This window comes from Methylobacter luteus IMV-B-3098, assembly GCF_000427625.1.
GTDB lineage: Bacteria > Pseudomonadota > Gammaproteobacteria > Methylococcales > Methylomonadaceae > Methylobacter > Methylobacter luteus.
On the sequence record NZ_KE386569.1, the window covers coordinates 3,119,603 to 3,146,184 of the forward strand.

At 52.3% G+C, this 26,582-nt stretch carries 24 protein-coding genes; 10 read left to right on the forward strand and 14 right to left on the reverse strand.

All coding sequences use genetic code 11. The features are described 5' to 3' along the window. Nucleotides 1–10: 10 nt before the first annotated feature. Nucleotides 11–439 (forward strand): hypothetical protein, encoded by a 429-nt coding sequence (locus METLU_RS0116530; RefSeq protein WP_027159181.1) that lies wholly within the window; start codon nucleotides 11–13, stop codon nucleotides 437–439. 316 nt (nucleotides 440–755) lie between these two features. Here METLU_RS0116530 and METLU_RS0116535 read toward each other — a convergent pair whose 3' ends face one another. Next, on the reverse strand, nucleotides 756–947 hold the full coding sequence (locus METLU_RS0116535) for a DUF2970 domain-containing protein (RefSeq protein ID WP_027159182.1): 192 nt from the start codon (nucleotides 945–947) through the stop codon (nucleotides 756–758). Nucleotides 948–1,068: 121 nt separating this feature from the next. On the opposite strand from METLU_RS0116535, the gene metH reads away from it, so the two are divergent. Genes metH through METLU_RS0116555 form a run of 4 tightly spaced genes read left to right on the forward strand, consistent with a single transcriptional unit; the run spans nucleotide 1,069 to nucleotide 6,901 of the window. Beyond that, nucleotides 1,069–4,740, forward strand: a complete 3,672-nt coding sequence (metH, locus tag METLU_RS0116540; protein ID WP_027159183.1) for a methionine synthase — start codon at nucleotides 1,069–1,071, stop codon at nucleotides 4,738–4,740. 19 nt (nucleotides 4,741–4,759) lie between these two features. After that, entirely contained in the window at nucleotides 4,760–5,266 is a 507-nt protein-coding gene (locus METLU_RS0116545; RefSeq protein WP_036243207.1) for a TIGR00645 family protein, read from the forward strand. Further along, nucleotides 5,266–5,523: a glutaredoxin family protein gene (locus METLU_RS0116550; RefSeq protein WP_027159185.1), complete on the forward strand. Its 258-nt coding sequence runs from the start codon at nucleotides 5,266–5,268 to the stop codon at nucleotides 5,521–5,523. Before METLU_RS0116545 ends, METLU_RS0116550 begins: the two co-directional genes overlap by 1 nt. Beyond that, nucleotides 5,516–6,901, forward strand: a complete 1,386-nt coding sequence (locus METLU_RS0116555; protein ID WP_027159186.1) for a class II fumarate hydratase — start codon at nucleotides 5,516–5,518, stop codon at nucleotides 6,899–6,901. Before METLU_RS0116550 ends, METLU_RS0116555 begins: the two co-directional genes overlap by 8 nt. Nucleotides 6,902–7,218: 317 nt before the next feature. Here METLU_RS0116555 and METLU_RS25700 read toward each other — a convergent pair whose 3' ends face one another. The 6 genes from METLU_RS25700 to METLU_RS0116590 form a co-directional block, all read right to left on the reverse strand. Then, on the reverse strand, nucleotides 7,219–7,722 hold the full coding sequence (locus tag METLU_RS25700; protein WP_081679125.1) for a hypothetical protein: 504 nt from the start codon (nucleotides 7,720–7,722) through the stop codon (nucleotides 7,219–7,221). A gap of 110 nt (nucleotides 7,723–7,832) precedes the next feature. Next, on the reverse strand, nucleotides 7,833–8,585 hold the full coding sequence (locus METLU_RS0116570; RefSeq protein WP_027159187.1) for a lysophospholipid acyltransferase family protein: 753 nt from the start codon (nucleotides 8,583–8,585) through the stop codon (nucleotides 7,833–7,835). Next, nucleotides 8,551–9,090, reverse strand: coding sequence for a D-glycero-beta-D-manno-heptose 1,7-bisphosphate 7-phosphatase (gene gmhB, locus METLU_RS0116575; RefSeq protein WP_027159188.1), 540 nt, complete (start codon nucleotides 9,088–9,090; stop codon nucleotides 8,551–8,553). The genes METLU_RS0116570 and gmhB overlap by 35 nt, the downstream gene beginning before the upstream one ends. 9 nt (nucleotides 9,091–9,099) lie before the next feature. Then, nucleotides 9,100–11,169, reverse strand: coding sequence for a glycine--tRNA ligase subunit beta (gene glyS, locus METLU_RS0116580; RefSeq protein ID WP_027159189.1), 2,070 nt, complete (start codon nucleotides 11,167–11,169; stop codon nucleotides 9,100–9,102). Further along, nucleotides 11,169–12,086 (reverse strand): glycine--tRNA ligase subunit alpha, encoded by a 918-nt coding sequence (gene glyQ / locus METLU_RS0116585; protein WP_027159190.1) that lies wholly within the window; start codon nucleotides 12,084–12,086, stop codon nucleotides 11,169–11,171. The genes glyS and glyQ overlap by 1 nt, the downstream gene beginning before the upstream one ends. Nucleotides 12,087–12,216: 130 nt before the next feature. Beyond that, nucleotides 12,217–13,389, reverse strand: coding sequence for a PilT/PilU family type 4a pilus ATPase (locus METLU_RS0116590; protein ID WP_027159191.1), 1,173 nt, complete (start codon nucleotides 13,387–13,389; stop codon nucleotides 12,217–12,219). Between the two features lie 122 nt (nucleotides 13,390–13,511). On the opposite strand from METLU_RS0116590, the gene METLU_RS0116595 reads away from it, so the two are divergent. Genes METLU_RS0116595 through METLU_RS0116615 form a run of 5 tightly spaced genes read left to right on the forward strand, consistent with a single transcriptional unit; the run spans nucleotide 13,512 to nucleotide 18,108 of the window. Beyond that, the gene (locus tag METLU_RS0116595) at nucleotides 13,512–14,558 is read left to right on the forward strand and encodes a tRNA (5-methylaminomethyl-2-thiouridylate)-methyltransferase (RefSeq protein ID WP_027159192.1); all 1,047 of its coding nucleotides are present in this window, start codon (nucleotides 13,512–13,514) and stop codon (nucleotides 14,556–14,558) included. After that, complete coding sequence (locus tag METLU_RS0116600) at nucleotides 14,555–14,782, forward strand: sulfurtransferase TusA family protein (RefSeq protein WP_027159193.1); 228 nt, start codon at nucleotides 14,555–14,557, stop codon at nucleotides 14,780–14,782. The genes METLU_RS0116595 and METLU_RS0116600 overlap by 4 nt, the downstream gene beginning before the upstream one ends. After that, nucleotides 14,782–15,927: a cation diffusion facilitator family transporter gene (locus METLU_RS0116605; protein ID WP_027159194.1), complete on the forward strand. Its 1,146-nt coding sequence runs from the start codon at nucleotides 14,782–14,784 to the stop codon at nucleotides 15,925–15,927. The genes METLU_RS0116600 and METLU_RS0116605 overlap by 1 nt, the downstream gene beginning before the upstream one ends. Nucleotides 15,928–15,939: 12 nt before the next feature. After that, on the forward strand, nucleotides 15,940–17,160 hold the full coding sequence (gene argJ / locus METLU_RS0116610) for a bifunctional glutamate N-acetyltransferase/amino-acid acetyltransferase ArgJ (protein WP_027159195.1): 1,221 nt from the start codon (nucleotides 15,940–15,942) through the stop codon (nucleotides 17,158–17,160). A gap of 18 nt (nucleotides 17,161–17,178) precedes the next feature. Continuing rightward, nucleotides 17,179–18,108 (forward strand): Nudix family hydrolase, encoded by a 930-nt coding sequence (locus METLU_RS0116615; RefSeq protein ID WP_027159196.1) that lies wholly within the window; start codon nucleotides 17,179–17,181, stop codon nucleotides 18,106–18,108. Between the two features lies 1 nt (nucleotide 18,109). Here the strand turns inward: METLU_RS0116615 and yacG are convergent, their stop codons facing one another. The 7 genes from yacG to METLU_RS0116650 all read right to left on the reverse strand — a co-directional run bounded on the left by yacG (nucleotide 18,110) and on the right by METLU_RS0116650 (nucleotide 26,552). Next, nucleotides 18,110–18,310: a DNA gyrase inhibitor YacG gene (yacG, locus tag METLU_RS0116620; RefSeq protein WP_027159197.1), complete on the reverse strand. Its 201-nt coding sequence runs from the start codon at nucleotides 18,308–18,310 to the stop codon at nucleotides 18,110–18,112. Beyond that, on the reverse strand, nucleotides 18,310–19,080 hold the full coding sequence (gene zapD / locus METLU_RS0116625; RefSeq protein ID WP_027159198.1) for a cell division protein ZapD: 771 nt from the start codon (nucleotides 19,078–19,080) through the stop codon (nucleotides 18,310–18,312). The genes yacG and zapD overlap by 1 nt, the downstream gene beginning before the upstream one ends. 13 nt (nucleotides 19,081–19,093) lie before the next feature. Beyond that, nucleotides 19,094–19,690 (reverse strand): dephospho-CoA kinase, encoded by a 597-nt coding sequence (coaE, locus tag METLU_RS0116630; RefSeq protein ID WP_027159199.1) that lies wholly within the window; start codon nucleotides 19,688–19,690, stop codon nucleotides 19,094–19,096. A gap of 4 nt (nucleotides 19,691–19,694) precedes the next feature. Beyond that, complete coding sequence (locus METLU_RS0116635) at nucleotides 19,695–20,570, reverse strand: prepilin peptidase (RefSeq protein WP_027159200.1); 876 nt, start codon at nucleotides 20,568–20,570, stop codon at nucleotides 19,695–19,697. A 109-nt stretch (nucleotides 20,571–20,679) separates the two neighbouring features. After that, nucleotides 20,680–21,900 carry a type II secretion system F family protein gene (locus METLU_RS0116640; RefSeq protein WP_027159201.1) on the reverse strand — a complete coding sequence of 407 codons (1,221 nt, stop codon included), beginning with the start codon at nucleotides 21,898–21,900 and terminating at the stop codon, nucleotides 20,680–20,682. A 2-nt stretch (nucleotides 21,901–21,902) separates the two neighbouring features. Continuing rightward, entirely contained in the window at nucleotides 21,903–23,618 is a 1,716-nt protein-coding gene (pilB, locus tag METLU_RS0116645; protein ID WP_027159202.1) for a type IV-A pilus assembly ATPase PilB, read from the reverse strand. 126 nt (nucleotides 23,619–23,744) lie between these two features. Continuing rightward, nucleotides 23,745–26,552 carry a valine--tRNA ligase gene (locus tag METLU_RS0116650; protein ID WP_027159203.1) on the reverse strand — a complete coding sequence of 936 codons (2,808 nt, stop codon included), beginning with the start codon at nucleotides 26,550–26,552 and terminating at the stop codon, nucleotides 23,745–23,747. Nucleotides 26,553–26,582 lie beyond the last annotated feature (30 nt).

Genomic DNA, 26,582 nt, shown 5'->3' on the forward strand with positions numbered 1-26,582 from the left:
AGGTATAACGATGATAGGCGGTATTGTAATGATTATTACGGCTCTCTGGGTCTACCAGTCAGCCATGAGAGCAAAAGTAAATAATGTACTGATATGGGTTGCGATTTGTGCCGTGGCTTTTTTTGTCGTGCAAATGTTATTGGTTCAGTTCAACATTTATATTTTAGAGTCGATCAGAGGCGGTGAAGCTGACACTGGTTATGAACGAGATTTATTGAGTGTTGGGGACAGAAAGAACGAGGGCGGTTTTCAAGGAGCTGGCGGTGTATTATTGTCAATATTTTTTGAATTGATGCCTCCAATTGCTGGTTTCCTAGCGGTTGCTGTGATTCGCAATAAATTTGTTCTTAAAGAAGAATTTACTTTAGCTAATCTATTCAGTGGCATTAAAGAAATGTTTCAAGGTATAAAACAAAGCTTTAAAACCACAGAAAAGTAAAAATTAAGAGTGGCCATAAAATAAAGCTCAAGCCGTGCTTGGGCTTTTTTTATGGCTATTGCATGCAGGTTTTAAACGCAAGAGCGGAAATAGCTTGGGAACAAAGAAATAGTGCAGAGTTATTCACATTTAGCTTGGATCAGGATTGGGGTTGATCTTAAGCTGCATTGAATATCGGCTAATTGATGCATTTAGGGTTTAATCTGACAAATTGAAGGCTTTGAGTTATCAGCTGAATTTAAGTCCATGCCGATTAGCGCCTTGTTTAATTGGATGTCGAGAAGAATCCGCTAATGAGAATTAAAGAAACGTAAACTTAATCGCCTACGATAACAGAAACAAGAGAAATAAGACCAAACACGAAAAGAACAATAAAGACTATCCCCACGATAACATAAGTTGAAAGCGAACCTTGTTCGAAGTCTTTTTGTCTATTCTCTTCACTTCGCACACCGATGACAGCAGATAGAACGCTCTTAATCACTTGAATTACCGTTGGTTTTGACATGTTCTTCCCCGACAAAAATATTAAAATAATAGTGGTTGATTGCATTTTAAGCAATGATTATATTCAAGCCGATTATCACTATTAATCTTTATCCTAACTGATACACATCTTGGCAGTCTCAATGAGCAAAATACAATTATTAAAGCAACAATTATCGCAGAGAATCTTATTTCTTGACGGTGCGATGGGTACGATGATCCAAAGCTACAAGTTGGAAGAAAAAGACTACCGGGGTGAGCGCTTTGCTGACTGGGCTGTGGATCTTAAAGGTAATAATGATCTATTGTCGATAACTCAGCCCGACATTATCAAAGCCATTCACCAAGCTTATTTTGAAGCCGGTTCTGATATTGTTGAAACGAACACGTTCAACGCAACCAGTATCGCCATGGCAGATTACAAGATGGAAGCGCTGGTTTATGAGATCAATGTTGAATCGGCGCGATTGGCAAGACAAGTTGCTGACGAGTTCACTTTAAAGACGCCGGAAAAACCGCGGTTTGTTGCCGGTGTTTTAGGGCCCACCAATCGCACAGCCTCCATGTCGCCCGATGTCAATGACCCGGGATTTCGCAATGTTTCCTTTGACGATCTGGTTGAGGCATATACGGAAGCAACACGCGGCCTTATTGATGGCGGCGCTGATATTATTCTGATCGAAACCATTTTCGATACGCTCAATGCCAAAGCGGCTATTTTTGCGGTCGAACAGTATTTTGAGCAAATCGGTTATAAACTGCCGGTCATGATTTCCGGCACGATCACTGATGCTTCAGGCAGAACTCTTTCCGGACAAACCGTAGCGGCCTTCTGGAATTCACTCAGGCATGTGGAGCCGATAGCATTCGGTTTTAACTGCGCGCTAGGCGCAAAAGAATTGCGTCAACATATTGATGAACTGTCAACGATTGCAGACACGCATGTTTCCGCACATCCGAACGCAGGTCTCCCTAATGAGTTCGGCGAATATGACGAATCGCCGGAAGCGATGGCAGAAGAACTGGCTGACTGGGCGCGCAGCGGCTATCTGAATATCATCGGCGGCTGCTGCGGCACCTCACCGGCGCATATCAAAGCGATAGTCGAAGCCGTACAAGAACACAGCCCGAGGCCCATTCCCGCCATTGAGAAACAATGTCGGCTAGCCGGATTGGAGCCCATGAATATAGGCCCCGATTCCTTGTTCGTGAATGTGGGCGAGCGCACTAACGTAACCGGTTCGGCTTTATTTAAAAGATTGGTTGTCGACGGCAATTACGAAGCAGCACTGGACATCGCCAAACAGCAAGTTGAGAACGGCGCCCAGATTATCGATATCAACATGGACGAAGGCATGTTGGACTCGAAGCAAGCGATGGTGCGCTTTCTTAGTCTGATCGCGTCCGAGCCCGATATTGCCAAAGTGCCCATCATGCTCGATTCGTCCAAATGGGAGATTCTGGAGGCCGGCCTTAAATGCATCCAGGGCAAAGGCGTTGTCAATTCCATCTCGCTTAAGGAAGGCGAGGCGGCTTTTATACAGCACGCCAAGCTGATTAGACGCTATGGTGCGGCCGCTATCATCATGGCTTTCGATGAAGAAGGCCAGGCCGATACTAAAGAGAGAAAAATCGAAATCTGCCGCCGGGCTTATAAAATCCTTACCGAGCAGATAGGATTCCCTGCCGAAGACATCATTTTTGACCCGAATATTTTCGCGATCGCGACCGGTATTGACGAGCACAATAACTACGGCCTGGATTTTATCGAAGCCACACGCGAAATCAAACAAACCTTGCCACACGCACTGGTTTCAGGCGGCGTATCGAATGTATCGTTTTCTTTCCGCGGCAACAACCCGGTGAGGGAAGCGATTCATGCCGTATTTTTATTCCATGCCATTAATGCGGGCATGGATATGGGCATCGTCAATGCCGGCCAGCTCGCGATCTATGCCGATATCCCCGAAGATCTGCGCGATGCGGTCGAAGATGTGGTATTGAATCGTCACGCGGGTGCCACGGAAAAGCTGCTGGAACTGGCCGAAAAATACCGCGGCGACGGCAGTAGCGTGGTAAAACAGGAAGATCAGGAATGGCGCAGCTGGCCCGTCAATAAACGCTTGGAGCACGCGCTGGTCAAGGGCATTGACGACTATATCAACGAAGATACTGAGCAGGCGAGACTGGAAGCCGAAAGGCCTCTGCATGTCATTGAAGGCGCATTGATGGACGGCATGAATGTGGTCGGCGATCTGTTCGGCGCCGGCAAAATGTTCCTGCCGCAAGTCGTCAAATCGGCGCGGGTTATGAAAAAAGCCGTCGCTTATTTGATGCCGTTCATGGAAGCCGACAAATCCGGCGAAATGAAATCCAATGGCAAAATCCTGATGGCGACAGTCAAGGGCGATGTGCATGACATCGGCAAAAATATCGTCGGCGTCGTGCTGCAATGCAACAATTATGAAGTCATCGATCTGGGCGTCATGGTGTCGGCAGAAAAAATCCTGCAAACGGCGCGTCTGGAAAAGGTCGATATTATCGGCTTGAGTGGTCTGATTACACCATCCCTGGATGAAATGGTGCATATGGCTAAAGAAATGGAACGCCAGGGTTTCGATATCCCGTTGATGATAGGCGGCGCTACCACATCGCGCGCGCATACGGCGGTCAAAATTGAGCCCCATTATCATGGACCTACCGTTTACGTAACTGATGCCTCCAGAAGTGTCGGCGTAGCCAGCAATCTGCTGAGCGATGACCTGAAAGGCGATTTTGTCACAAAAATCCGCACAGAATATGAAGAGGTCAGGGAGCGGCACAAAGGCCGCGAGGCGAAAACCAAGCAACATACCTTGGCTGCGGCAAGACGCAATAAATACGTCTGGGGCAATTATGAGCCAGTCAAGCCAATGTTTCTGGGCACCAAAGTCATTGATCATTTCCCGCTGGACACGCTGGTCTGGTATATCGACTGGACGCCGTTCTTCCAAACCTGGGAAATGGCGGGCAGCTATCCGAAAATACTCGACGATAAAGTCGTCGGTGATGAAGCCAGAAAATTGTTTGACGATGCTCAGGTTATGCTGAAAAAAATCATTACCGAAGAATGGCTGTCTGCCCGTGCCGTTATCGGCTTTTTCCCAGCCAATAGCGACGGCGACGATGTCATTGTTTATACCGATGATTCGCGCCAGCAAAAACTCGAGAGCTTGCATCATTTACGGCAACAAAATATAAAGGCACCGGGCCGGCCTAATTACTGCCTATCCGATTTTATTGCGCCGGTCGATAGCGGCAAAGCCGATTATATCGGTGCCTTTGCTGTCACAACCGGTATCGGCATCGAAGAAAAACTGAGCCAGTTCGAGCAGGATCATGATGATTACAGTGCCATCATGCTGAAAGCCCTGGCCGACAGGCTGGCGGAAGCGTTTGCCGAATATATGCATGCAGCGGTCAGAAAGGAATATTGGGGCTATGCCAAAGATGAGGCTTACGTTAATGAACAGCTGATTCATGAGGCCTATCAGGGCATAAGGCCAGCGCCAGGCTATCCGGCCTGTCCCGACCATACCGAGAAAGCCAAGCTGTTTGAAATGCTGAATGTCACCAAAAACACCTCAATAGAACTGACCGAAAGCTATGCGATGTATCCAGCTTCCGCAGTCAGCGGCTGGTATTTCTCTCATCCTGATGCGCAGTATTTCAATGTCGGAAAAATCGATCGCGATCAGTTAGCGGATTATGCGCGGCGCAAAGGCATCAAGGAAGATGTAGCCGAGCGTTGGCTGTCGACACATTTGCATCATTAAAATACTGGAAGTACTAAGCATGACAATAAAAGAGAAGACAGAGCAAATGATAGAAAGACTCATGTACGCCAGTCGCTGGATACTGGCGCCGCTTTATGTCGGCATGAGTTTGGCTTTATTGGGACTTTCAATAAAATTCTTTCAGGAGCTTTACCATTTCATCCCCCATATCCTTGAAGTTGACGAGTCCGAGCTGGTTCTGAAATTGCTGACTTTAATCGACTTGACGCTAGTGGCGAGTCTGATCGTTATCGTCATGTTCAGCGGTTACGAAAACTTTGTTTCGCGCCTGGACCTGAGCGAGGATACGGAGAAACTCGACTGGCTGGGCACGCACGATTATAACTCCCTGAAAATGAAGGTAGCTTCATCGATAGTCGCTATTTCCTCGATTCATTTGTTGAAGGTTTTTATGAATATACAAGCGTCCGATAACGACAAAATCATGTGGTATGTGCTGACGCACCTGACCTTCGTGATATCTGCCCTGTTTATGGGGTATCTTGAAAAGCTGAATAAGCACTGATGATAAAATTACTACTGTTAGGAACGGCGGGCTGCCATCTGTGCGAAGAGGCGAAGATCATTATCGAAGCGTATAGCGTGCAAGATGCCGATCAACTCGCCATCGAGACGGTAGACATAGCCGAGCAGACGCAATGGCAGGCGAATTACGCAGAACGAATTCCCGTTTTATATCATCCGGCAACTCAACAAGATCTGGGCTGGCCGTTTGACCGAAATGATGTTAACGAATTTATTAGTGAGCTAAGCAATGACTGAACATTACAGAATAGAAAAAGACAGCATGGGCGAACTGGAAGTGCCGGCCGATGCTTTGTATGCCGCGCAGACGCAACGCGCGGTCAATAATTTTCCGGTCAGCGGTTTGACCATGCCGCCGGCTTTTATCAAGACCGTGGCGCTGATCAAGCAGAGCGCGGCCAAGGTCAATATGGAACTGGGGGAACTCGATGCCGTTATCGGCGAAGCGATCGTGCAGGCCGCTCAGCAGATCATTGACGGCGGTCATAGCCAACATTTTCCGATCGATGTGTTCCAAACCGGTTCCGGTACTAGCACCAATATGAATGTCAACGAAGTGCTGGCTAATCTGGCCGGTCAAATCGCGGGCCAGCCGGTCAATCCGAATGACCACGTCAACATGGGGCAGAGCAGCAATGACGTGATTCCGACCGCGATTCATGTCAGTGCCGCGATCGAATGCCAGAAAATATTGCTGCCGGGACTGGCGCATCTGGCTCAAACGCTGGAAGAAAAAGCAGCTAGTCTCGACCACATCACCAAAACCGGGCGCACGCATTTAATGGACGCAATGCCGGTGCGCCTGAGCCAGGAACTGGGCGGCTGGGCGCTCCAGATTCGCAACGGCATTGATCGCATCAATGCCTCGCTGCCCCGGGTCTATAAACTGGCCCAGGGCGGCACGGCCGTCGGCACGGGCATCAATGCCCATCCCGAGTTTGCGGCGAAATTCGCGCAGGCGCTCAGCGACGAAACCGGCCTGCCGTTCGAGCCGAACGCATCGTTCTTCGAAAGCCTGAGTGCCCAGGATGCCATGGTTGAATTATCGGGCCAGATGAAAGTTGTAGCAGTCAGTCTGATGAAGATCGCCAACGATTTGCGCTGGATGAACAGCGGCCCGCTGGCTGGTTTGGGAGAGATAGAACTGTCGGCGCTACAGCCGGGCAGCAGCATTATGCCGGGCAAAGTCAATCCGGTTATTCCTGAGGCGACGGCCATGGTGGCGGCCCAGGTGATCGGCAACGATACGACCATCACTATCGCCGGCCAATCCGGCAACTTTCAACTGAACGTGATGCTGCCAGTGATCGCCTACAATATCCTGCAAAGCATCGAGCTACTCGGCAACGTCAGCCGCGTACTGGCCGATAAAGCGATTGCCGGTTTCACGGTCCGGGAAGACAATCTGCAGCAGGCTTTGGCGAAAAATCCAATACTGGTGACGGCCCTGAATCCGATCATCGGCTATCAGAAAGCCGCCGAAGTCGCGAAAGCCGCTTACAAGCAAGGCCGGCCTATCATCGACGTCGCCGCCGAAATGACCGGCCTGAGCCGGGCGGAACTGGAAAAACTATTGGAGCCCGCGCATTTAACCTGTGGCGGCATTAGCGAGTAATCAGATCCGGTTGTGCTGGTACTGGTTGACGGCGGACCCAAGCCCCGGCTTGCCTAAACAGCGCAGGATATATTGAGGCGGCTGCGTACGGCATGCGACTTTGCTGGATCGCGGACTTGAACATGGATGGTAACACGATCTGTTTTGAGGCTGATCAGCGTGCGTTGCGCATCACTTATCAGGAACAGGTGTCAGTCGAATAGGGGCAATGGCGTTGCCCCGACTCAAAATTTACAATTCACCTTTATGGATTATAGTCCCGAGTAAACGGTCTGTTTTATGCGCCGTTTTGACCCGATCTATCAGAGAGGCGGCGGTCAATTTTTAGGTGGTTCCGCTGGTTCTGCCGGTTGAGTTGGCGCCGCAGGTTGGACTGGAGCCGCCGGTTGGGCTGGTTCTGCGGGTTGCGTCTGTTCCGTTGCTGCCTTTTCGTCTTCTTCGGATTCCATGATGACGGCCGAGATGCAGTTCATCATGCTTTCGGTGTAGTTGTTATGGGCGTCGGCAAGCGCCTCGGCCGAGCCGAAGTCATTGCGCAGTTCTTCCAAGGTCTTTTTAGGATCATTCGAATCCATCAACGTCAGCATTTTGGTATAGTTGCGGTAAGCCGTCATGCGATTCGGATCGCCAGGGAAAATACCGGGCATGTTTTTCGTCGTCAGGTCAATGACGCAGTCAGCCATGTGCTGGGGGTCTATTTTATAGTCCTGGATGTCTTTTTCTTTCTTCATTTGTTCCAGCACAGCTTGTTCATATTGAGCTTTATCAGCACAAGCTGAAAGAAACAATGCGGATATGGAAACCAGCAGTAGTTTTTTCATGGATGCGTTACCGTTATTTATATTTTTAATTGAAATAGTAAGCTCGTCATTATACGTATATAACTTACTATGCGTTTTATGATTGTAGCAAACAGGCTTCAGGACGTTTCCTAATGAGTGCTGATATCCTGCATGGCCTGCCTGATCCAGGCTTCCGCTTCGGCATTGATATCGGCAGCTTTACGGCCCTGGCTTTCAATGGCCGGGCCAATTTTTACCTTGATCGTCCCCGGATATTTTAAAAAGCTGTAGCGAGGCCAGTATTCACCGGCATTAAGCGCAATGGGTATGACCGGATAACCTGATTTTTGTGCCAGCATGGCGCCGCCGGCGCCGAATTTTTTTTCTTCGCCCGGCGCTGTGCGTGTGCCTTCAGGAAAAATCACGACCCACATGCCTTCCTTCAAACAAACCGTGCCTTCGTCCAGTAACTTACGCATGGCGGCTCGCTGGTTTTCGCGGTCTATGGCTATCGGTCTGAGCGTCGCCAGCGCCCAACCCCAAAGCGGCATCCAGAGCAATGAGCGTTTCAATAACGTAGTTTGGGTTGGAAGAATGTGCCTTAACGCCAGCGTTTCCCAGGCGGACTGATGCTTGCTCAGTACGATGGCCGCATCCAGTCCCTTGATATGCTCCAGGCCTTCAACTTCATAGCCGAGACCGCAGAAAAATTTCGTCATCCAAACAACTAGGGAGCACCAGGCAGTGGCGATTTTATAGCGCACGGAGAAAGGTGTCAGTATGCACAAAAGAATTAATATGCCGTCGATTGTCGCGGTAGTAAAAATGCTGATAAATAACAGGGCTGAGCCGATATAAAGCCGGACTTTATTGCCTTGATACGAGGTACTTTGCTGCGTCATAGAGGTTATCGAAAACAGGGATGTTAAGATCGGGATTGTCCATCAGGGTTTTTTTACCCTTGCCGGTTTTGACCAGTATCGGGCTGGCGCCGACAGCCTGAGCGGTCTGGATGTCACGTAGCGCATCGCCGATAAAAGGCATGCCTTGCAGACTGACTTGTTTGTCGACCGCAAATAATTCCAGCAGGCCCGGTTTGGGTTTTCGGCAGGCGCAACCGTCATCAGGGCCGTGCGGGCAAAAATAAATAGAGTCGATTTCGCCGCCTTTCTCGGCAGCCAATCGGTGCATTTTGGCGTGGATCTTGTCCAGCGCGGCCTGATCGAACAGGCCGCGCTGAAGTCCTGACTGGTTCGTGATGACGGCGACCTTGTAACCGTGCCGGTTGAGCAGGGCGATAGCCTCAAGGCTGCCTTCTATTGGCTGCCACTCTTCCGGCGATTTTATATAGTCATCGGAATCATAGTTAATGACGCCGTCACGGTCTACCAGAACGTATCGATCCATGCCTAACGTTTACGATTGCAGTCTGGATATGTCGGCACAGGTCAAAAACTGTTCGGACACCAGCGTTAGCAGGGCCAAGCGGTTGGCGCGCAGGTCCAGATCATCGGTCATGACCATGACGTGATCGAAAAAGGCGTCCACGTCATTTCTGAGTTGAGCCAGACGGTTCAGTGCGGCTTGGTAATCGCGTCTCGCCAGCAGGGGTTGGATATCCATGGCCGATTGCAAGGCAGCGGCCAGCAGCTGTTTTTCCTGCGTTTCGCTCAAATCGCCGATGCTATTGGCTGCTTCAGTATCCGACTTTCTCAGAATGTTGCGTATGCGTTTGTTGGCGGCCGCCAGGCTTTCGGCTTCCGGCAATTGCCTGAATGCCTTGACAGCCTGCAGGCGCTGGATAAAGTCCAGCGGTTCCGCCGGCGTCACGGATATGACGGCATCAAATTCATCGGCAGTATAACCCTGATCGAGGCAGTAGCCTCTCAGGCGGTCAAAGACGAAATCGACTACCAGCTTATAGGTTTCATCATGGTCGAATTCGTGTGTGAACTGTTTCAGCGAGAACGCGATCAGGTCCTTGATGTCGAGATTGAGCTGATTCTCGATAATGATCCGCAATGTACCGAGTGCGGCTCTGCGCAGGGCATAAGGGTCTTTGTCGCCGGTCGGGATGAGTCCCGCGCTGAAGATGCCGGTCAGCGTGTCGGTTTTTTCCGCGATGGCCAGAATCTGGCCGGTCTTGCTGCCTGGCGTCGGGCTGCCGGATTGTTTCGGGAAGTATTGCTCCTCAAGCGCCCAGGCAACTTCAGCCGGCTCGTCATCGGCCAGCGCATAATAGCGGCCCATGATGCCCTGCAGATTGCCGAATTCGCCGACCATTTCGGTCATCAGGTCGGTTTTGGCCAGTAGTGCCGCACGCTTGGCCAGATCGACGTTTCCATTGAGCTCGCCGGCAATGTATTCGGCCAGCGTGACGACGCGCTGAGTTTTATCGGCCAGCGTGCCCAGTTTTTCCTGGAAGACGATGCTGGAAAGCGTCAGCAGACGTTCTTCCAGGGTCTTTTTGCGGTCCTGTTTCCAGAAGAACTCAGCGTCGGACAGGCGCGGCGTCACGACGCGTTCGTTGCCGTGCTGTATCGATTGCGGATTGCTGCTCTCGATATTGCTGAAGGTGATGAAATGCGGCAACAAGCCGCCGGCCGCATTCTTGACTGGAAAATACTTCTGGTTGGTCTGCATGGTCGTGATCAGCACTTCGGCCGGCAGTTCCAGAAAACGCGGATCGAAACTGCCGGTGATCGGCACCGGCCATTCGTTTAAGGCCGCGATCTCTTCGAGCAGGTCTTCTTCGATGTGCGCGGTGCCGTTAACAGCGACGGCCGCCTGCTCAGCAGCGTTTCTGATAATGGTTTTGCGCTGCTCGAAATCGGGGATGACTTTGCCTTGTTCGAACAGGATTTGTGCGTAGTTTTCAGGCTTGTCGATCGCCAACGGTTGCGGCGCATGAAATCGGTGGCCGTGCGTAGTGGCGCCGGTTTTCAGGCTTAAAATGTCGGTGTCGATGACGGCATCGCCGTACAGCAGCACGGCCCAGTGCACGGGTCTGACGAATTCGGTCGTGCCGCTGCCCCAGCGCATGCGTTTGGCGATCGGGAGTCCGGCAATGCTGTGCCGGATGATGTCCGGGATCAGGCTTTCGGTGGCCTGACCCTGGACGTCTTGCGTGAAGGACAGCCATTCGCCCTTGTCGGTTTTCAGACGTTCCAGCTTGTCGAAAGTCGTGCCGCAACTGACGGCAAAGCCTTGGGCCGCCTTGCTGGGCGTGCCATCCGGTGCGAAGGCCGCTTGCACGGCAGGGCCTCGTTTCTCGACCGTTTTATCGGGTTGAGCCGTAGCCAGATCTTCAATCAGCACAGCCAGTCGCCGCGGCGTCGCATAGAATCGGCTGCTGCTGAAATCGAGCTCAGCTTCTTTCAGACCTTGCGTGATGTTGTTCAGCAGGGCGGTCGCCATTTTCAGCAAAGTTGTCGGTGGCAGTTCTTCCGAGCCCAGCTCGAACAGTAAATGTTTGCTTGTTGCCATTATTGTGCTCCTTGTCCTGTCAGCATCGGGAAGCCCAGTGATTCCCGGCGTTGGTAATAGGCTTCGGCCACGGATTTGGACATGTTTCTGACTCTTAAAATGTAGCGTTGGCGTTCGGTGACCGAGATGGCGTGACGCGCATCCAGCAGGTTGAACGCATGCGAGGCTTTCAGCACCATTTCATACGCCGGCAGCGGAAGGTCCAGATCGATCAGTTTGCGGCATTCCTGCTCGTAGGTATCAAAGCACTGGAACATGAACTCGACGTTGGCCTGCTCGAAGTTATAGGCCGACATTTCCACTTCATTCTGATGGAACACGTCGCCGTAGGTGACCGTGCCGAACGGGCCCTTGGTCCAGATCAGGTCGTAGACGCTTTTGACGCCCTGCAGGTACATGGCAATACGCTCCAGGCCGTAAGTGATTTCGCCCGTAACCGGTTTGCATTCGAGGCCGCCGACTTGCTGGAAATAGGTGAATTGCGTGACTTCCATGCCATTCAGCCAGACTTCCCAGCCCAGTCCCCATGCGCCCAGGGTCGGCGATTCCCAATTGTCTTCGACGAAACGGATGTCGTGTTCGAGCAGATCCAGCCCCAGATGCCGCAGCGAGTCCAGGTACAGTTCCTGAATGTTGTCCGGTGACGGCTTTAACGCCACCTGAAACTGGTAGTAATGCTGCAGACGGTTGGGGTTTTCGCCGAAACGGCCGTCCGTGGGGCGGCGCGAGGGCTGCACATAGGCCGTGTTCCAGGGCTCGGGGCCTATGGCGCGCAGGAAGGTGGCGGGATGAAAGGTCCCGGCGCCGACTTCCTGATCCAAAGGCTGCAATAAAATACAGCCCTGACTTGACCAGTATTTCTGTAAGGCCAGGATAAGTCCCTGAAATGTGGATAAATCGTTATTTATACTCGACACGGCAGCAAACCTGTTGGGCAATAAAAAGGCCGTCAATTATAGCTTAAAAATGTCGGCTGAATAGGCCCTTATTGTTGAGCCATGACGCGCATCAATTGCAAGTGCGCCAGGCCGGTTCGCATGCCGGAAATTATTCCGTCGTTTCCTGTTCCTGTTCATCTTCCTTCTCGATAGCCTCCAGCGCAAAGTCGGACAGACCGCTGCTGGCCGCATCGGGTGACTTGGCGGGCGAAACCGAGCCGAGCCCATCGGTGAGGTTGATTTTCAGCTTGAGGTTATTCGGTGAGTCGGAATTGTTCAGCGCTTCTTCAAGCGAGATCGTGCCTTCCTTGAACAGCCTCAGCAGGTGGCTGTCGAACGTCTGCATGCCGACATTTTCCGATTTTTCCATGGCTTCCTTGATGGAATGGATATCGCCTTTCTGGATCAGGTCCCGGACCAGTTGCGTGCCCAGCAAAATTTCAATCGCGGCCGTGCGCTTGCCGTCCACGGTAGGCACCAGTCGTTGTGAGACAAACGCTTTCAAGTTCAGCGACAAGTCCAGCAACAGTTGATTGCGGCGCTCTTCGGGGAAGAAGTTGATGATGCGGTCCAGCGCCTGGTTGGCGTTGTTGGCATGCAGCGTGGACAGACACAGATGGCCGGTTTCGGCGAAGGCCAGCGCGTGCTCCATGGTTTCCTGGCTGCGGATCTCGCCGATCAGGATGACATCAGGCGCCTGACGCAGCGTGTTTTTCAACGCATCCTCGTAGCTCAGCGTATCGACGCCGACTTCGCGCTGGTTGACCAGCGACTTTTTGTGCGGATGAATGTATTCGATAGGATCTTCGATGGTGATGATATGGCCGGACGCATTGCTGTTGCGATAATCGATCAGGGCCGCCAGTGAGGTCGACTTGCCGGAGCCGGTGCCCCCGACGAACAGGATCAGGCCGCGCTTCTCCATGATGGATTGCTTCAGCACGGGCGGCAGTCCCAGTTTATCGGCACTGGGGATGTCGACTTTGATGTTCCGGATGACCAGCGCCAGGCTGTTGCGCTGCTTGAAAATATTGACGCGGAAGCGGCCTATGCCGGGTTCGGAAAGCGCCAAATTCATTTCGGGCACCTGTTCGAATGCCTTTTGCTGCTCTTCATCCATCAGGCTATAGGCGATTTCCTTGATGCGCTCCCTGGTCAGCCTGATGTTTTCCAAAGGCTTCAGTGAGCCTTCAAATTTGGCGGCCGGCGGTGCATCCACGGTCAAGTAAAGGTCGGAGCCGTCTTTGTGGGCCAAGATTTTAAGGTAGTCTTTGAATTCCATATTGCAATTGATCCCGGGAATAAAATTAAACGCCAAAGTTTAGGTGATAACTGGAGAAGTTGAAGTCGCATTGCCAAATAAACGGGTATAATAGGCTCATTTTTAGCATTTTTTTAAGCGTTATGAGTCAACAAAGAAAAGCGGTGGCATTGATTTCCGGTGGCCTGGATTCAATGCTGGCGGCGAAGACAATTCTGGAGCAGGGCGTGCATGTGGAAGGCATCAACTTCTTCACCGGCTTTTGCGTGGAAGGTCACACGCATGCCATCAGGGCCCGGGACAAGGCTAAGCCCAAGCGCAATAACTCGCTGTGGGTCGCCGAACAGTTGGGCATCAAGCTGCATATCATCGATGTGATCGAGGAATACAAGGACGTGCTGATCAATCCGAAGCACGGCTATGGCGCCAACATGAATCCGTGCCTGGACTGCAAGATTTTCATGGTCAACAAGGCTAAACAGTGGATCGCCGAAAACGGTTTCGATTTCATCATTACCGGTGAAGTGATCGGCCAGCGGCCGATGTCGCAGCGCAAGGAAACCATGCCGATCGTTGCGCGCGAGTCCGGCGCCGATGACTTGCTGCTGCGGCCGTTGTGCGCGAAGAATCTGCCTGCTGCCTTGCCCGAGCGCGAAGGCTGGGTCGACAGGGAAAAGCTGTATGATTTCAGTGGCCGGTCGCGCAAGCCGCAGATGGCGCTGGCCGAACAATACGGCTTCAGCGAATACGCGCAGCCGGCCGGCGGCTGTTGTTTTCTGACCGATGCCAGCTATTCGGCCAAACTGGTCGATTTATGGCAGGCGCGCGACAATAACAGAGCCTATGATCTTGATGACATTATGTTGCTGAAAGTCGGGCGCCATATCCGGCCCCGGCCCAATTTCAAGATGATAGTTGCGAGGGAAGAGGGCGAGGGCCGCTTTCTGCAGGGCTATAAAAAGGAATTCATGATGATGAGCTGCACAAGTCATAACGGTCCCTTAGTGTTGATCGACGGCTCACCTTCTGATGAGGATTTGCAATTGGCGGCCGCCATTACCGCACGCTACGGGCAGGGCCGCGACGCCGATCAGGTTGATGTCAGCATCACAGGCAAAGACGGCTCGGCAAGAACGGTTCAGGTCAAGCCCTTGCCTGCCGATCAGATTCCCGAGGCATGGTTTATATGACTAGAGAGACTTTAAATGCAAGGCGTTTGCTGTGCCCGCTGCCGGTCATCCGTACGCAGGATAAAGTCAAACAGCTCAAGGCCGGCGATCGGCTCGAGGTGATCTGCACCGATCCGGGTGTCATGCAGGATATTCCGGCCTGGTGCCGCATCAACGGCCATAAGGTGCTGGAAACCCATGCCGATGATGGCGAATATATCATTGTGCTGGAAGTGGGTGGCTAATGGCTGAGGTCTATGACGCCGCAACCGCTGATAAACTGAAGGTCAGGGCGACCTATGTCGGTGCGCTGGTCAATATTGTTCAGACCTGCATTAAAATCGGTTTCGGCATCTTAGGACAATCAGCTGCGTTAATCGCTGACGGGATTCATTCCCTGTCGGATCTACTGAGTGATCTATTGGTGATTATCGCCATCAGGCTGGGCAGCCGCGAGGCGGATCACGAGCATCCATACGGCCATCGCCGTTTTGAAACCATAGCGACGGTTATCTTGGGCGTCGGCCTGATCGCCGTTGCCGGTGCCATCGTCTGGCATGTGCTGGAGCGCATCGCGGTGCCGGAAACCTTGTTGGTCCCTGATGCCAATACCTTAGGTGTTGCAGCCATTTCCATTCTGATCAACGAATGGCTGTATCACTATACCAGGCGTATCGCCAAAAAGACCCGTTCGAAATTATTGTTGGCCAATGCCTGGCACCAGCGCAGCGACGCCTTCTCTTCGGTGGTCGTACTGATAGGCATAGCGGCCGTGCTGCTGGGTTATCCCTTCGCCGATGCTGTTGCCGCCGCCGTGGTCGCGTTGATGGTGGCCAAGATCGGCTTGAATCTGGTCTTTGACAGCATCAAGGAACTGGTCGATACATCCTTGCCGCCCGAACTGGTCGCTGAAATCCGCACGGCGATCCATCAAATCGACGGCGTCGAAGGCATCCATTTGCTGCGTACGCGACAAATGGGCGAGGATGCCTATATCGATGCGCATATTGTCGTCGATCCGCGCATTACGGTATCGGAAGGCCATATGATCGGCGATGCGGTCAGGGATGATCTGATCAGACGCTTCGACGACGTCATGGATGTGCTGGTCCATGTCGATCCCGAGGATGACGAGGGCATGTCGGATCAGTCCAGGCCGCTGTTGCGCAATGACGTGCAGAAGCTGTTGGAGCATTATCTGGCCGATTTTAAACTGGCGATCGAAGATTTCAGAATTCATTATCTCGACGGGCAGATTGAGGTTGAAGTTATCCTGCCTTTTGCCCTCTGCGAGCAGCCGCAACAGCTGGAACAAATCAAAAAACAGTGCGCACTGATGAGCGTCAGTGTTAAAAGAATTGATCGAGTTTTCGTATTTTTCAAAACCTAGAAGGATTAAACCATGGCAGTACTCCCTCAGGGATACCACTTTCCAGACATGCATGAAGTAGCGGGAATCACGCTGGGCACCGCCTGCGCGGGCATCAAGCAGACCGAACGCGATGACATTTTAGTGATACAGATACCTGAGAACGCAAGCTGCGCGGCTGTGTTCACGCAGAATGCCTTCTGCGCCGCGCCCGTGCATGTGGCAAAGGCACATCTTACTCAGGCGCCGCGCTGGCTGCTGATCAATTCCGGCAATGCCAACGCCGGCACCGGCGATCAGGGCATGCAGGACGCCCTGGCGACCTGCGCGGATCTGGCCGAGGTGGCAGGCGGTGGCGCCAATCAGGTGCTGCCTTTCTCAACGGGAGTCATCGGCCAGCCTCTGCCGGTCGACAAAATCAAGGCGGCTTTGCCGGCGGCCGTGCGAAATCTTTCGGCTGCCAACTGGGACAAAGCCGCGCGCGCGATCATGACGACCGACACCTTTCCCAAAGGCGTGTCCAAAGTCTTCACGATTGCAGGTCAGTCCGTCACGATCAACGGTATTTCCAAAGGCGCCGGCATGATTCAGCCGAATATGGCGACGATGCTGGGCTTTATGGCCACGGATGCCAAGATAAAGCAGCCGCTTTTGCAGCAGTGTCTGGCTCAGGCCGTGGAACAGTCGTTTAACCGCATCACTGTCGATGGCGATACATCGACTAACGATGCCTGCGTCCTGATGGCCAGCGGCTGTTCAGAGGCTCCGGAAATCGAGGCAGACAGTGATCATTACCGGACTTTTGCCGAGGCCGTCATGGAAGTCTGCAAACAACTGGCCGAAGCCATCGTCCGGGACGGCGAAGGCGCCACCAAGCTGATGCGTATTGTGGTCAAGCAGGCCGCCTCTGATGAGGAAGCCGTGCGCGTCGGCAAAACCATCGCGCATTCGCCGCTGGTCAAGACCGCTTTCTTCGCCAGCGATCCCAACTGGGGACGGATTCTGGCTGCCGTAGGGCGCGCCGGGGTGGAAAACATGGAGCTCGATAAAGTGCGGATTTATCTGGATCAGGTCTGTATTGTCAGGAACGGCGGCCGTGCAGATGACTATACCGAAGAGGCCGGCCAGCGGGTCATGGATCAGCAGGAAATCACCGTGACCGTTGCACTGGGACGGGGCGATGCCTGTCAGGAAATTTTGACCTGCGATTTTTCCTATGAGTATGTCAAGATCAATGCCGAATACAGAACTTGATCGACGGTATTAATGAATATGAAGCCTCTTCAGGTTGCCGTGGGCGTCGTAAAAGACGCGGCCGGGCGGATTCTGATTTCGCTGCGTGACCGGTCCTTGCATCAGGGTGGCTTATGGGAGTTTCCGGGCGGCAAAATCGAGCCCTTCGAAACAGCCGGACAGGCGTTAAGCCGCGAGCTCAAGGAGGAGCTTGATATCACCGTCGAGGTCGCCAGTCCGTTGATTACCATTGAGCATCAATACCCTGATCTGGCGGTGCAGTTGCATGTGTTTCTGGTGGAACAATTCTCGGGCCATGCCAGAGGTTGTGAAGGTCAATTGTTTAAATGGGCAGCTCCCGATGAACTGGATCATTATGAATTTCCGGCCGCCAACCGGCCTATTGTTACGGCGGCCCAGCTGCCGCCCTATTATGCGATTCTGGATGATACCGATGAGTCGCAGTTATTGACTAATCTGCAAAAAATATTGGATCGGGGCATCAGGCTGATACAGGCGCGGTTGAAGACATTGTCCCGGCATGCTGTCGAAAGGTTTGCCGAACGGGCTTATCCTATGTGCCAACAGCAGGGCGCTTTATTATTGATGAATTCTGCCGTGGAAGCGGCCTATGAGCTTAATGTAAACGGCATTCATTTAACCAGCCGGCATCTGATGGCTCTTGACAAGCGGCCCGAAAACATCAAATGGGTCGCCGCATCCTGCCATAATCTTCAAGAATTGCGGCATGCGCAGGCCATAGGCGCCGATTTTGCGGTGCTGGCGCCGGTGCTGCCGACCAAAACGCATCCCGGAGCGCAGACACTGGGCTGGCAGCAATTTGCTGAGCTGGTTTCCAAGGCTAATTTACCGGTTTATGCCTTAGGAGGCATGTCTCTGTCTTGTCTATCGACAGCACGGCAGGCTGGCGGGCAGGGGATTGCGGCGATCAGGGCATTTCTGGATTGAGCTAATGCCAGTCGTTGTTTTCGTCACCGTCCTCTGACAAGGGTTCGCCGGGAATCTTTTTTTCTTCCATGGCCCATTCTCCCAGATCGATCAGTTTACAACGTTCACAGCAGAAAGGCTTAAATTTCTGCTCGGGTGTCCAGGGCACGGGGCGTTTGCAGGTGGGGCATTTGACGACAAGCGGCTTGTCAGATGACGGCATTAGAACAGGCAGCAGGTTAAGGAAAAAGGAATATCATCCGGTGTTTGTGTCGGACGCTTGTTATCTGAAGGCGGCGTCATGAATCGGATAGTGCAGCGGTGCTTGCCGCCGCTGATTTCCGCAAAGCAGTGGATGGATTTATCCACGTTCACTTTAAGCAGTTGAAAAGGCTGGCTTCTGTCCAGCGACAGCTGAAAAAAACCGGCTTCGGCGATTTCCGAAGTCGGGGCATTGCTGTTGCGTATAAAGCTGAGTATCAGATCGATGGCGGTGCGGATGTCCGTAAACGGACTGCTCCAATGTTCCAGATCTTTCAAGCGAATGGACTCATCCTGTTCCAGCCAGTAATGGAATTCGGGCAAATCGAAGGAACAGGTGCCACCCGGGATCGAACTGCGCTGGGCAATGCTCTGGAACAGGTCGCTTTCCATGACATTAATGCCGATTTTGCCGCTGACGGCATAGAGTCGCTTGCTGGTTTGAGTGACTTGTCCCAGCAGTTGCATCAGTTTTTCCGTATCCACACTGTCGCTATTGGCGACCTTGTTCAGTACCTTGGCATGACGATCCAGTTCTTTGAGAATTTCCGATTTCAGATCGTTGCGTCTGAAGATCATCATGATATCAAGCAGACTGCTAAGCGCGGCGCGTTTGTCGGCCACTGTCGGCCCGACTAGAAAATGACCGAATTGTTGAAACAGTTGTTCGAGCCGTATGAAAACCCGGATTCGTTCATTGAGTGGAAATTCATAGGTGATATTATCGTTCACGAATAAGTATATCCTAGCAGGCGCTTAATGAGAGGTATAAATTGTGCAGTTTTTTGACCTGTTCTGCAAGTCTATAATCCGATTCCGAATTATCGATAAGATCGTCGGCATGCGATTTTCTAACGTCGCGGGACACCTGACTGTCAATGATCGACCGGATTCTCTCAAGAGAAAGTTGATCGCGTTTTCTGACGCGTGCTATCTGTGTTTCGACCGGACAATCCACGACCAGCACCCGGTCGACAAAATGGGTCATGTTGGTTTCGAACAATAGCGGTATCGCTATGATGCAGTAGGGCGCATTCAGCTTTTCGAGTTCTGCCTGTATGGATTGATAAACCAGGGGATGAAGAATGGATTCGAGTTTTTGCTTTTGGGCGGGATCGGAAAAAACGATTTCCCTGAGCCTGGATCTGTTCAGGGAACCATCCGGATTGAGTATGTCGGCATCAAACTGCTGATCTATTTGTTTGAGCGCGGGCTGTCCTTTTGCAACAAGGTCATGAGCTATCTGGTCGGCATCGATTACGGGGCTGCCAAGTTCGGCGAACAGGCGTGCAACAGTCGTTTTGCCACAGCCGATGCCGCCGGTCAGGCCGATTTTAAGCATGTTGTTATAAGCCGACTGTGTCAAGATAAAACTGGTTGATGTCATTGCCCCAGAGTAATGCGATCCAGCCTGCCATCGCCAGATAAGGGCCAAATGGGATCGGGATTCGATGATCGCGTTTGACGAAAACGACCATGGCAATGCCTATGACCGAGCCTACCAGGGATGACAGTAAAATAACAACGGGCAGGCTCTGCCAACCCAGCCAGGCGCCGAATAAAGCCAGCAATTTGAAATCGCCATAGCCCATGCCTTCTTTTCCCGTAGCCAGCTTGAACAGATGGTAAACAGTCCAGAGCGCCAGGTAGCCGGCAATGACGCCTATGATGCTGGAGTGCGTGTCGGCAAATAACGCAAACAGGCTTAAAAATAGTCCCAGCCATAAAGCAGGCAACGTGATGGAATCCGGTAACAGTTGATGGTCGATATCGATGAAGCTCAACGCGATCAGCGACCAGGTCAGGGCCAGGGCAAAAATTGTTTGCGGTGTATAGCCAAAATGCCAGGCCACGATCGCTGATGTGACAGCTGTGAAGGCTTCTATAACCGGATAGCGCAAGGAAATGGGGGTTCGGCATTGCGCGCATTTGCCTTTCAAAAAAAGATAGCTGACAACCGGGATGTTTTGATAGGGCTTGATAGGCGCATTGCAGTTTGGACAGCGTGATAGCGGGAAAGCCAGATTGAAAGGCTCTGCCTCAGGCGTTTCGTCCTGGTTAAGTCCCAGGTATTCGATGCACTCCTTTTTCCAGTTTCGCTGCATCATGATCGGCAATCGGTAGATGACGACATTGAGAAAACTGCCGACCATTAAGCCGACAATACCCGCCAGCGCGGATAAAATATAGGGTGAATTTAAAAGGATATCCAGCTGTTGCATCATGTGTTTTAGAAAAAAGAAACGCTCCATGTGCTGGAGCGTAGGTTGAACGGTTATGGATGTTTTGCGGCTATTTTAACAGTTTTCAAAAAACAACATCCCCTCAGGTTTAGCCCACAGCGGCGCCGAGTTTGAAAATAGGCAGGTACATGGCAATGATCAGGCCGCCGACCAGAATACCTAATATCACCATAATGGCCGGTTCCATCAAGCTGCTTAAATTGTCGACCAGATTGTCGACTTCTTCTTCATAAAAATCAGCTACCTTGGCTAACATGGCATCGATAGAGCCTGATTCTTCGCCTATGGCAAGCATCTGCATGACCATATGAGGAAACAGTTCGGTCTGTTGCATGGCAAACTGCAGCCGTTGTCCCATTGCCACTTCTTCACGCATTTTTAAGACGGCATCGGCGTAAATAATGTTTCCGCAAGCGCCGGCCACAGATTCCAGGGCTTCCACCAGCGGTACGCCGGCTGCCGACATTGTGGATAAGGTTCTGGAAAAACGGGCAATAGCCGACTTGTGTAAAATCATGCCGACAACAGGTATTTTCAGGAACATTTTATCCATGAAATGGTTGAACGGGCGCGAGCGTTTCTGGAAAAAAAGAAAGGCGTAGATAGCCGCACCGATGCTGCCGAACAGCAACCACCACCATTTCTGCATCCATTCCGATATGCCGATGACAAATAATGTGAAAGCCGGCAAGTCGGCGCCAAAGCTCTTGAAAAGGTCTTGAAAAACGGGCACTACAAAAAGCAGCAGAATGGCCGTTACGATAAACGCGACAACCAGCACCGCAATAGGATAAGTCAGCGCCTTCTTGATCTTCTTTTTCAGGGATTCGGTTTTTTCCTTGTAAGTCGCGATTTTATCGAGCAAAGATTCGAGTACCCCCGCTTGCTCGCCTGCCTCGACCAGGTTGCAGAAGAGTTCGTCAAAATGCTGCGGTCGCTTATTAAGCGCTTCAGCCAGGGTGGCGCCACCTTCGATATCCGCTTTGACTTCCAGCAGCATTTTCTGCATGCTGGGATTGTCGTGGCCTTTGCCGATGATATCGAAAGACTGCACTAAAGGCACCCCTGCTTCCAGCATCGTCGCCAGTTGCCGGGCAAAGACCGCTATGTCAGCGGGAGTAATTGACTGGACTCTGGCGCCGAATAAGGGCTTGGGCTTTTTCTTGATTTTGGTAACGCGTATGCCCATGCGTCTTAAGTCGGTTCTGGCTATTATTTCACTTTTCGCAGAGATCAAACCTTTGGTTTTTTTTCTGCTTTTGTCGACGCCTTCCCAGATGAAATCCAGTTGATCAATTTGTTCTGCCATAATTATTCCTTCGTTACGCGGTCAATTTCTTCCAGAGTCGTAATACCCATACGAACCTTATTCAACCCTGATGCTCGCAAATCATTAATGCCTTCGGATTTGGCCTGCTCTGCCAGTTGCATGGCATTGCCGCCTTCAAGAATGAGCGAGCGCATTTTTTCGCTCAATGTCATGACTTGATATATGCCGACCCGGCCTTTGTAACCGTTCGTGCAATGCTCGCAGCCCACGGAACTGAATATTTGCAGATTGTCCAGCTCTTCTTCTTTAAAGCCGGCGGAGAGCAGGGCCTTGGCCGGATAGTCGGCCGGCTTTTTGCAATGCTCGCACAGGCGCCGCGCCAGACGTTGAGCCATGATCAGGTTGACGGCCGAGACGATATTGAAAGGCGCGACGCCCATTTGCATGAGCCGGTTCAATGTCTGCGGCGCATCGTTGGTATGCAGGGTCGATAACACCAAGTGGCCTGTTTGTGCCGCTTTAACGGCGATCTCCGCGGTTTCCAAATCACGAATCTCACCGACCATGATGATATCGGGGTCCTGGCGCAGAAAGGCGCGTAAGGCCGAGGCGAACGTCAGGCCCGCTTTGACATTCATATTGACCTGATTGATGCCTTCTACCGTGATCTCCACAGGATCCTCGGCCGTGGAAATATTGCGTTCGATACTGTTAAGAATGTTCAGGCCCGTATAGAGCGTGACAGTTTTTCCGCTACCGGTCGGCCCTGTAACGAGGACCATGCCGTAAGGCTTGTGTATGGCTTCAAGGAACAATTTTTCCTGATCCCGTTCAAAGCCCAGCTTTTCGATGCCAAGTTGAGCGCTGGTAGGGTCCAGAATACGCAGAACAACTTTTTCGCCGAACAGGGTAGGGCAGGTATTGACACGAAAATCTATCGCACGGTGTTTCGATAAGACCATTTTAATGCGGCCGTCCTGCGGAACCCGGCGTTCGGCAATATCCATCCTGGCCATGACTTTGATGCGGGAAATAATGCGTGTCGCGGCACTGGCCGGCGGACTGGCGACTTCATGCAGGATGCCGTCGGACCTGAAGCGTATGCGGAAGTTTTTTTCGTAAGGTTCCAGGTGAATATCGGATGCGCCTTTTTTTATCGAATCCAGCAGGATTTTATTGACGAAGCGCACAATGGGCGCATCGTCAATTTCGGAGTTGGCGTCATCCTTGGCCGTGTCTTCATCGCCGGACATGATATTCAGGTTATCCAGATCCTCGTCGAGAAGATCTTTCATGGATGTATCTGATGCGGCTTCTAAAGACGTCTCAATCGCCTTGACGAGTTTGTTTTCCTCGACCAGTATGGTTTCGGGTTTAAGCAGGCTTTGAAACTTGATGTCATCGAGCGCCTGAAAATTGGTCGGATCGGAGACGGCGATAAACAGCGTTTTGCCACGCTTGAAAAGCGGTAGTACATGGTGTTGGCGTATCAGTTTTTCGCTGATCAATTTGACAGGCAGGCTGCGGCAGTCTATCGCATCAAGATCAAAAAAAGGTATCCCGAACTCAGCGGAGGCTTTTGTTGCTACGGCTCTGCTGTCAACAAAATTATTGGCCACCAGATAGGAGATGAGCGGAATCTTCTTTTTTTGCGATTCCTGAATGTGGGTTTGAGCTTCGCTTTCAGATAGCAGGCCGCCTTGAATTAAGCATTTTACGAGACCATTAAATTGTAGATCGGTTAATACGGTAGCCATGCGATGATTGGTTTAATGCAACTGTAAAAGCAAATATAGATCAAATAAGAGGTTTGTCCAATAAATAGACAAAACGAAGGATAGACATAAGGGGAAGGCGTTCTTTCCCCTTATGTCTTGATACCTTTATAAGGCTTGGATCTTGCGGTGCTGTTCTTCGAGGTTGTTCAGTGATGAGCGTAAATCAGCCAGTTTGGCTTTTTCTTTATCAATCACATCGGCCGGCGCTTTATCGATGAATGCCGGATTGCTTAATTTGCCTTCGATTCTGGGCAACTCCTTGACGATTTTCTGGATTTCCTTGTCCAGTCGCGCCAGTTCGGCTTCCTTATCGATCAAGCCGGCCATCGGAATCAGGATCTTCATTTCGCCGACCAGCGCTATCGCCGATTCGGGCGCCGTTTCATCGGCATCAAGCCAGTTGATCGACTCCAGACGGCCCAGTTTCAGCAAATAGACCTGGTTGTTGGCCAGACTGTTTTTATCCGCGTCGGAACCGTTTTGCAGCAGGACCGGCAGCGGTTTGCCCGGTGCTATGTTCATCTCGCCGCGGATACGGCGCACGCCCAGGATAAAGTTCATGACCCAGTTGATTTCGGCGATGGCGGCTGTATCGATTTGAGCCTCATCGGCGTCCGGGTACGGCTGCAGCATGATTGTCTTGGCCTCTACTCCCGCCAATGGCGCGACGCGCTGCCAGATTTCCTCAGTGATGAACGGCATCAACGGATGCGCCAGGCGCAGCACGTTCTCCAGCACTGTCAGCAGCGTTCGACGCGTGCCGCGTTGCAAAGCTTCGTTGTCAGATTGCAGCGAAATCTTGGCCAGTTCCAGATACCAGTCGCAGTATTCGTTCCAGGTAAATTCATAAATGGCCTGGGCCGCCAGATCGAAACGGTAGTTGTCGATGGCATTGCTCGTTGCCGCGATGACCTGATGCAGTCGGGCGGTAATCCAGCGGTCGACTTGCGTATATTCGCAAGCGCTTGATAAGCCGTTGTCCTGGCCCTCGGTATTCATGAGCACGTAGCGCGCGGCATTCCATAGCTTGTTGCAGAAATTGCGATAGCCTTCGGTGCGGGCCAGGTCGAAGCGGATGTCGCGGCCGGTCGAAGCCAGCGAGGCGAACGTGAAGCGCAAGGCATCGGTGCCGAAGGATGAAATGCCGTCCGGGAACTGCTTGCGCGTGGCCTGCTCGATCTTTTTGGCCAGATGCGGCTGCATCATGCCCGAGATGCGTTTGGCGACCAGCGCTTCCAGATCGATGCCGTCGATGATATCGATGGGATCGAGCACGTTGCCCTTGGATTTGGACATCTTCTGGCCCTCGGCATCGCGGACCAGTCCGTGAATGTAGACTTCCCTGAACGGCACGTCGCCCTGGAATTTCAACCCCATCATGATCATGCGGGCGACCCAGAAGAAGATGATGTCGAAGCCGGTGACCAGGACGCTGGTCGGATAATGCCTGGCCAGTTCGGGCGTGTTTTCGGGCCAGCCCAGTGTCGAGAAGGGCCACAAGGCTGAAGAGAACCAGGTGTCGAGCACGTCTTCATCCTGCTTCAGCGCGTAGTCGGCCGGCAGGTTGTGTTTGGCGCGAACCTCCTCTTCTGAGCGGCCGACGTAGGTGTTGCCCTGGTCGTCATACCAGGCCGGAATCCGGTGTCCCCACCAGATCTGCCGGGAAATGCACCAGTCCTGAATGTTGCGCATCCAGTCGAAATAGGTGTTTTTCCAGTTGTCGGGCACGAATTTGATCGCGCCGTTTTCGACAGCCTCGATGGCCGGCTTGGCCAGCGGCTCGACCTTGACGTACCACTGATCGGTCAGCAGCGGCTCAATGACGCTGCCGGTACGGTCGCCGCGCGGCACCATCAGTTTGTGGTCGACGATTTTTTCCAGCAGGCCCTGGGCTTCCAGGTCGGCGACCATCTGTTTGCGCGCCTCGAACCGGTCCAGGCCGATGTATTTTTCCGGGATCAGGCCGCCTTCCGTATCCAGATTGCCGCGCACGGTGGCGTCGACCGTGAAGATATTGATCAGGCCGCCGTGCGGCAGCTCGCTGATGGCTGATGCGTTGCGATGCCGCGTCCAGACCTCGTAGTCGTTGAAGTCATGGGCCGGCGTGATCTTGACGCAGCCGGTGCCGAACTCGGGATCGACATACTCGTCGGCAATAATGGGAATGCGGCGGCCGGTCAGCGGCAGTTCGACAAATTCGCCGAGCAGGTGTTTGTAGCGCTCGTCATTCGGATGAATAGCAACGGCGGCATCGCCGAGCAGGGTTTCCGGGCGTGTTGTGGCCACGATCAGATGCCCCTGGCCATTGGACAGAGGATAGCGCATGTGCCACATCGAGCCGTTTTCTTCTTCCGACAGCACTTCCAGGTCCGAGACGGCCGTATGCAGGACCGGGTCCCAGTTCACCAGACGCTTACCGCGGTAAATCAGGCCTTCTTCGTACAGGCGGATGAAGACTTCCTGCACCGCCTCGGACATGCCCTCATCCATCGTGAAGCGTTCCCGGTTCCAGTCCAGCGAAGAGCCCATGCGACGCAACTGGCGCGTGATCGTGCCGCCCGATTGCTCTTTCCATTCCCAGATTTTTTCGATGAATGGCTCACGGCCGTAATCGTGGCGGGTTTTGCCCTCGGCATTGATCAGGCGCTCGACGACCATCTGCGTGGCGATGCCGGCATGGTCGGTGCCGGGTTGCCACAAGGTGCTGTAGCCTTTCATGCGGTGGTAACGCGTCAGCGCATCCATGATCGTGTCCTGAAACGCATGTCCCATATGCAAGCTGCCGGTTACGTTAGGCGGCGGAATCATGATGCAATAAGATTCACCGTCCTCTCTGGCGGCAAAATAGCCTTTTTCTTCCCAGATTTTATACCAGCGTTGTTCAATTGAATGGGGTGCGTATGTTTTTTCCATGGATGTGTTGTTGTTTGTAAAAGTTATTTA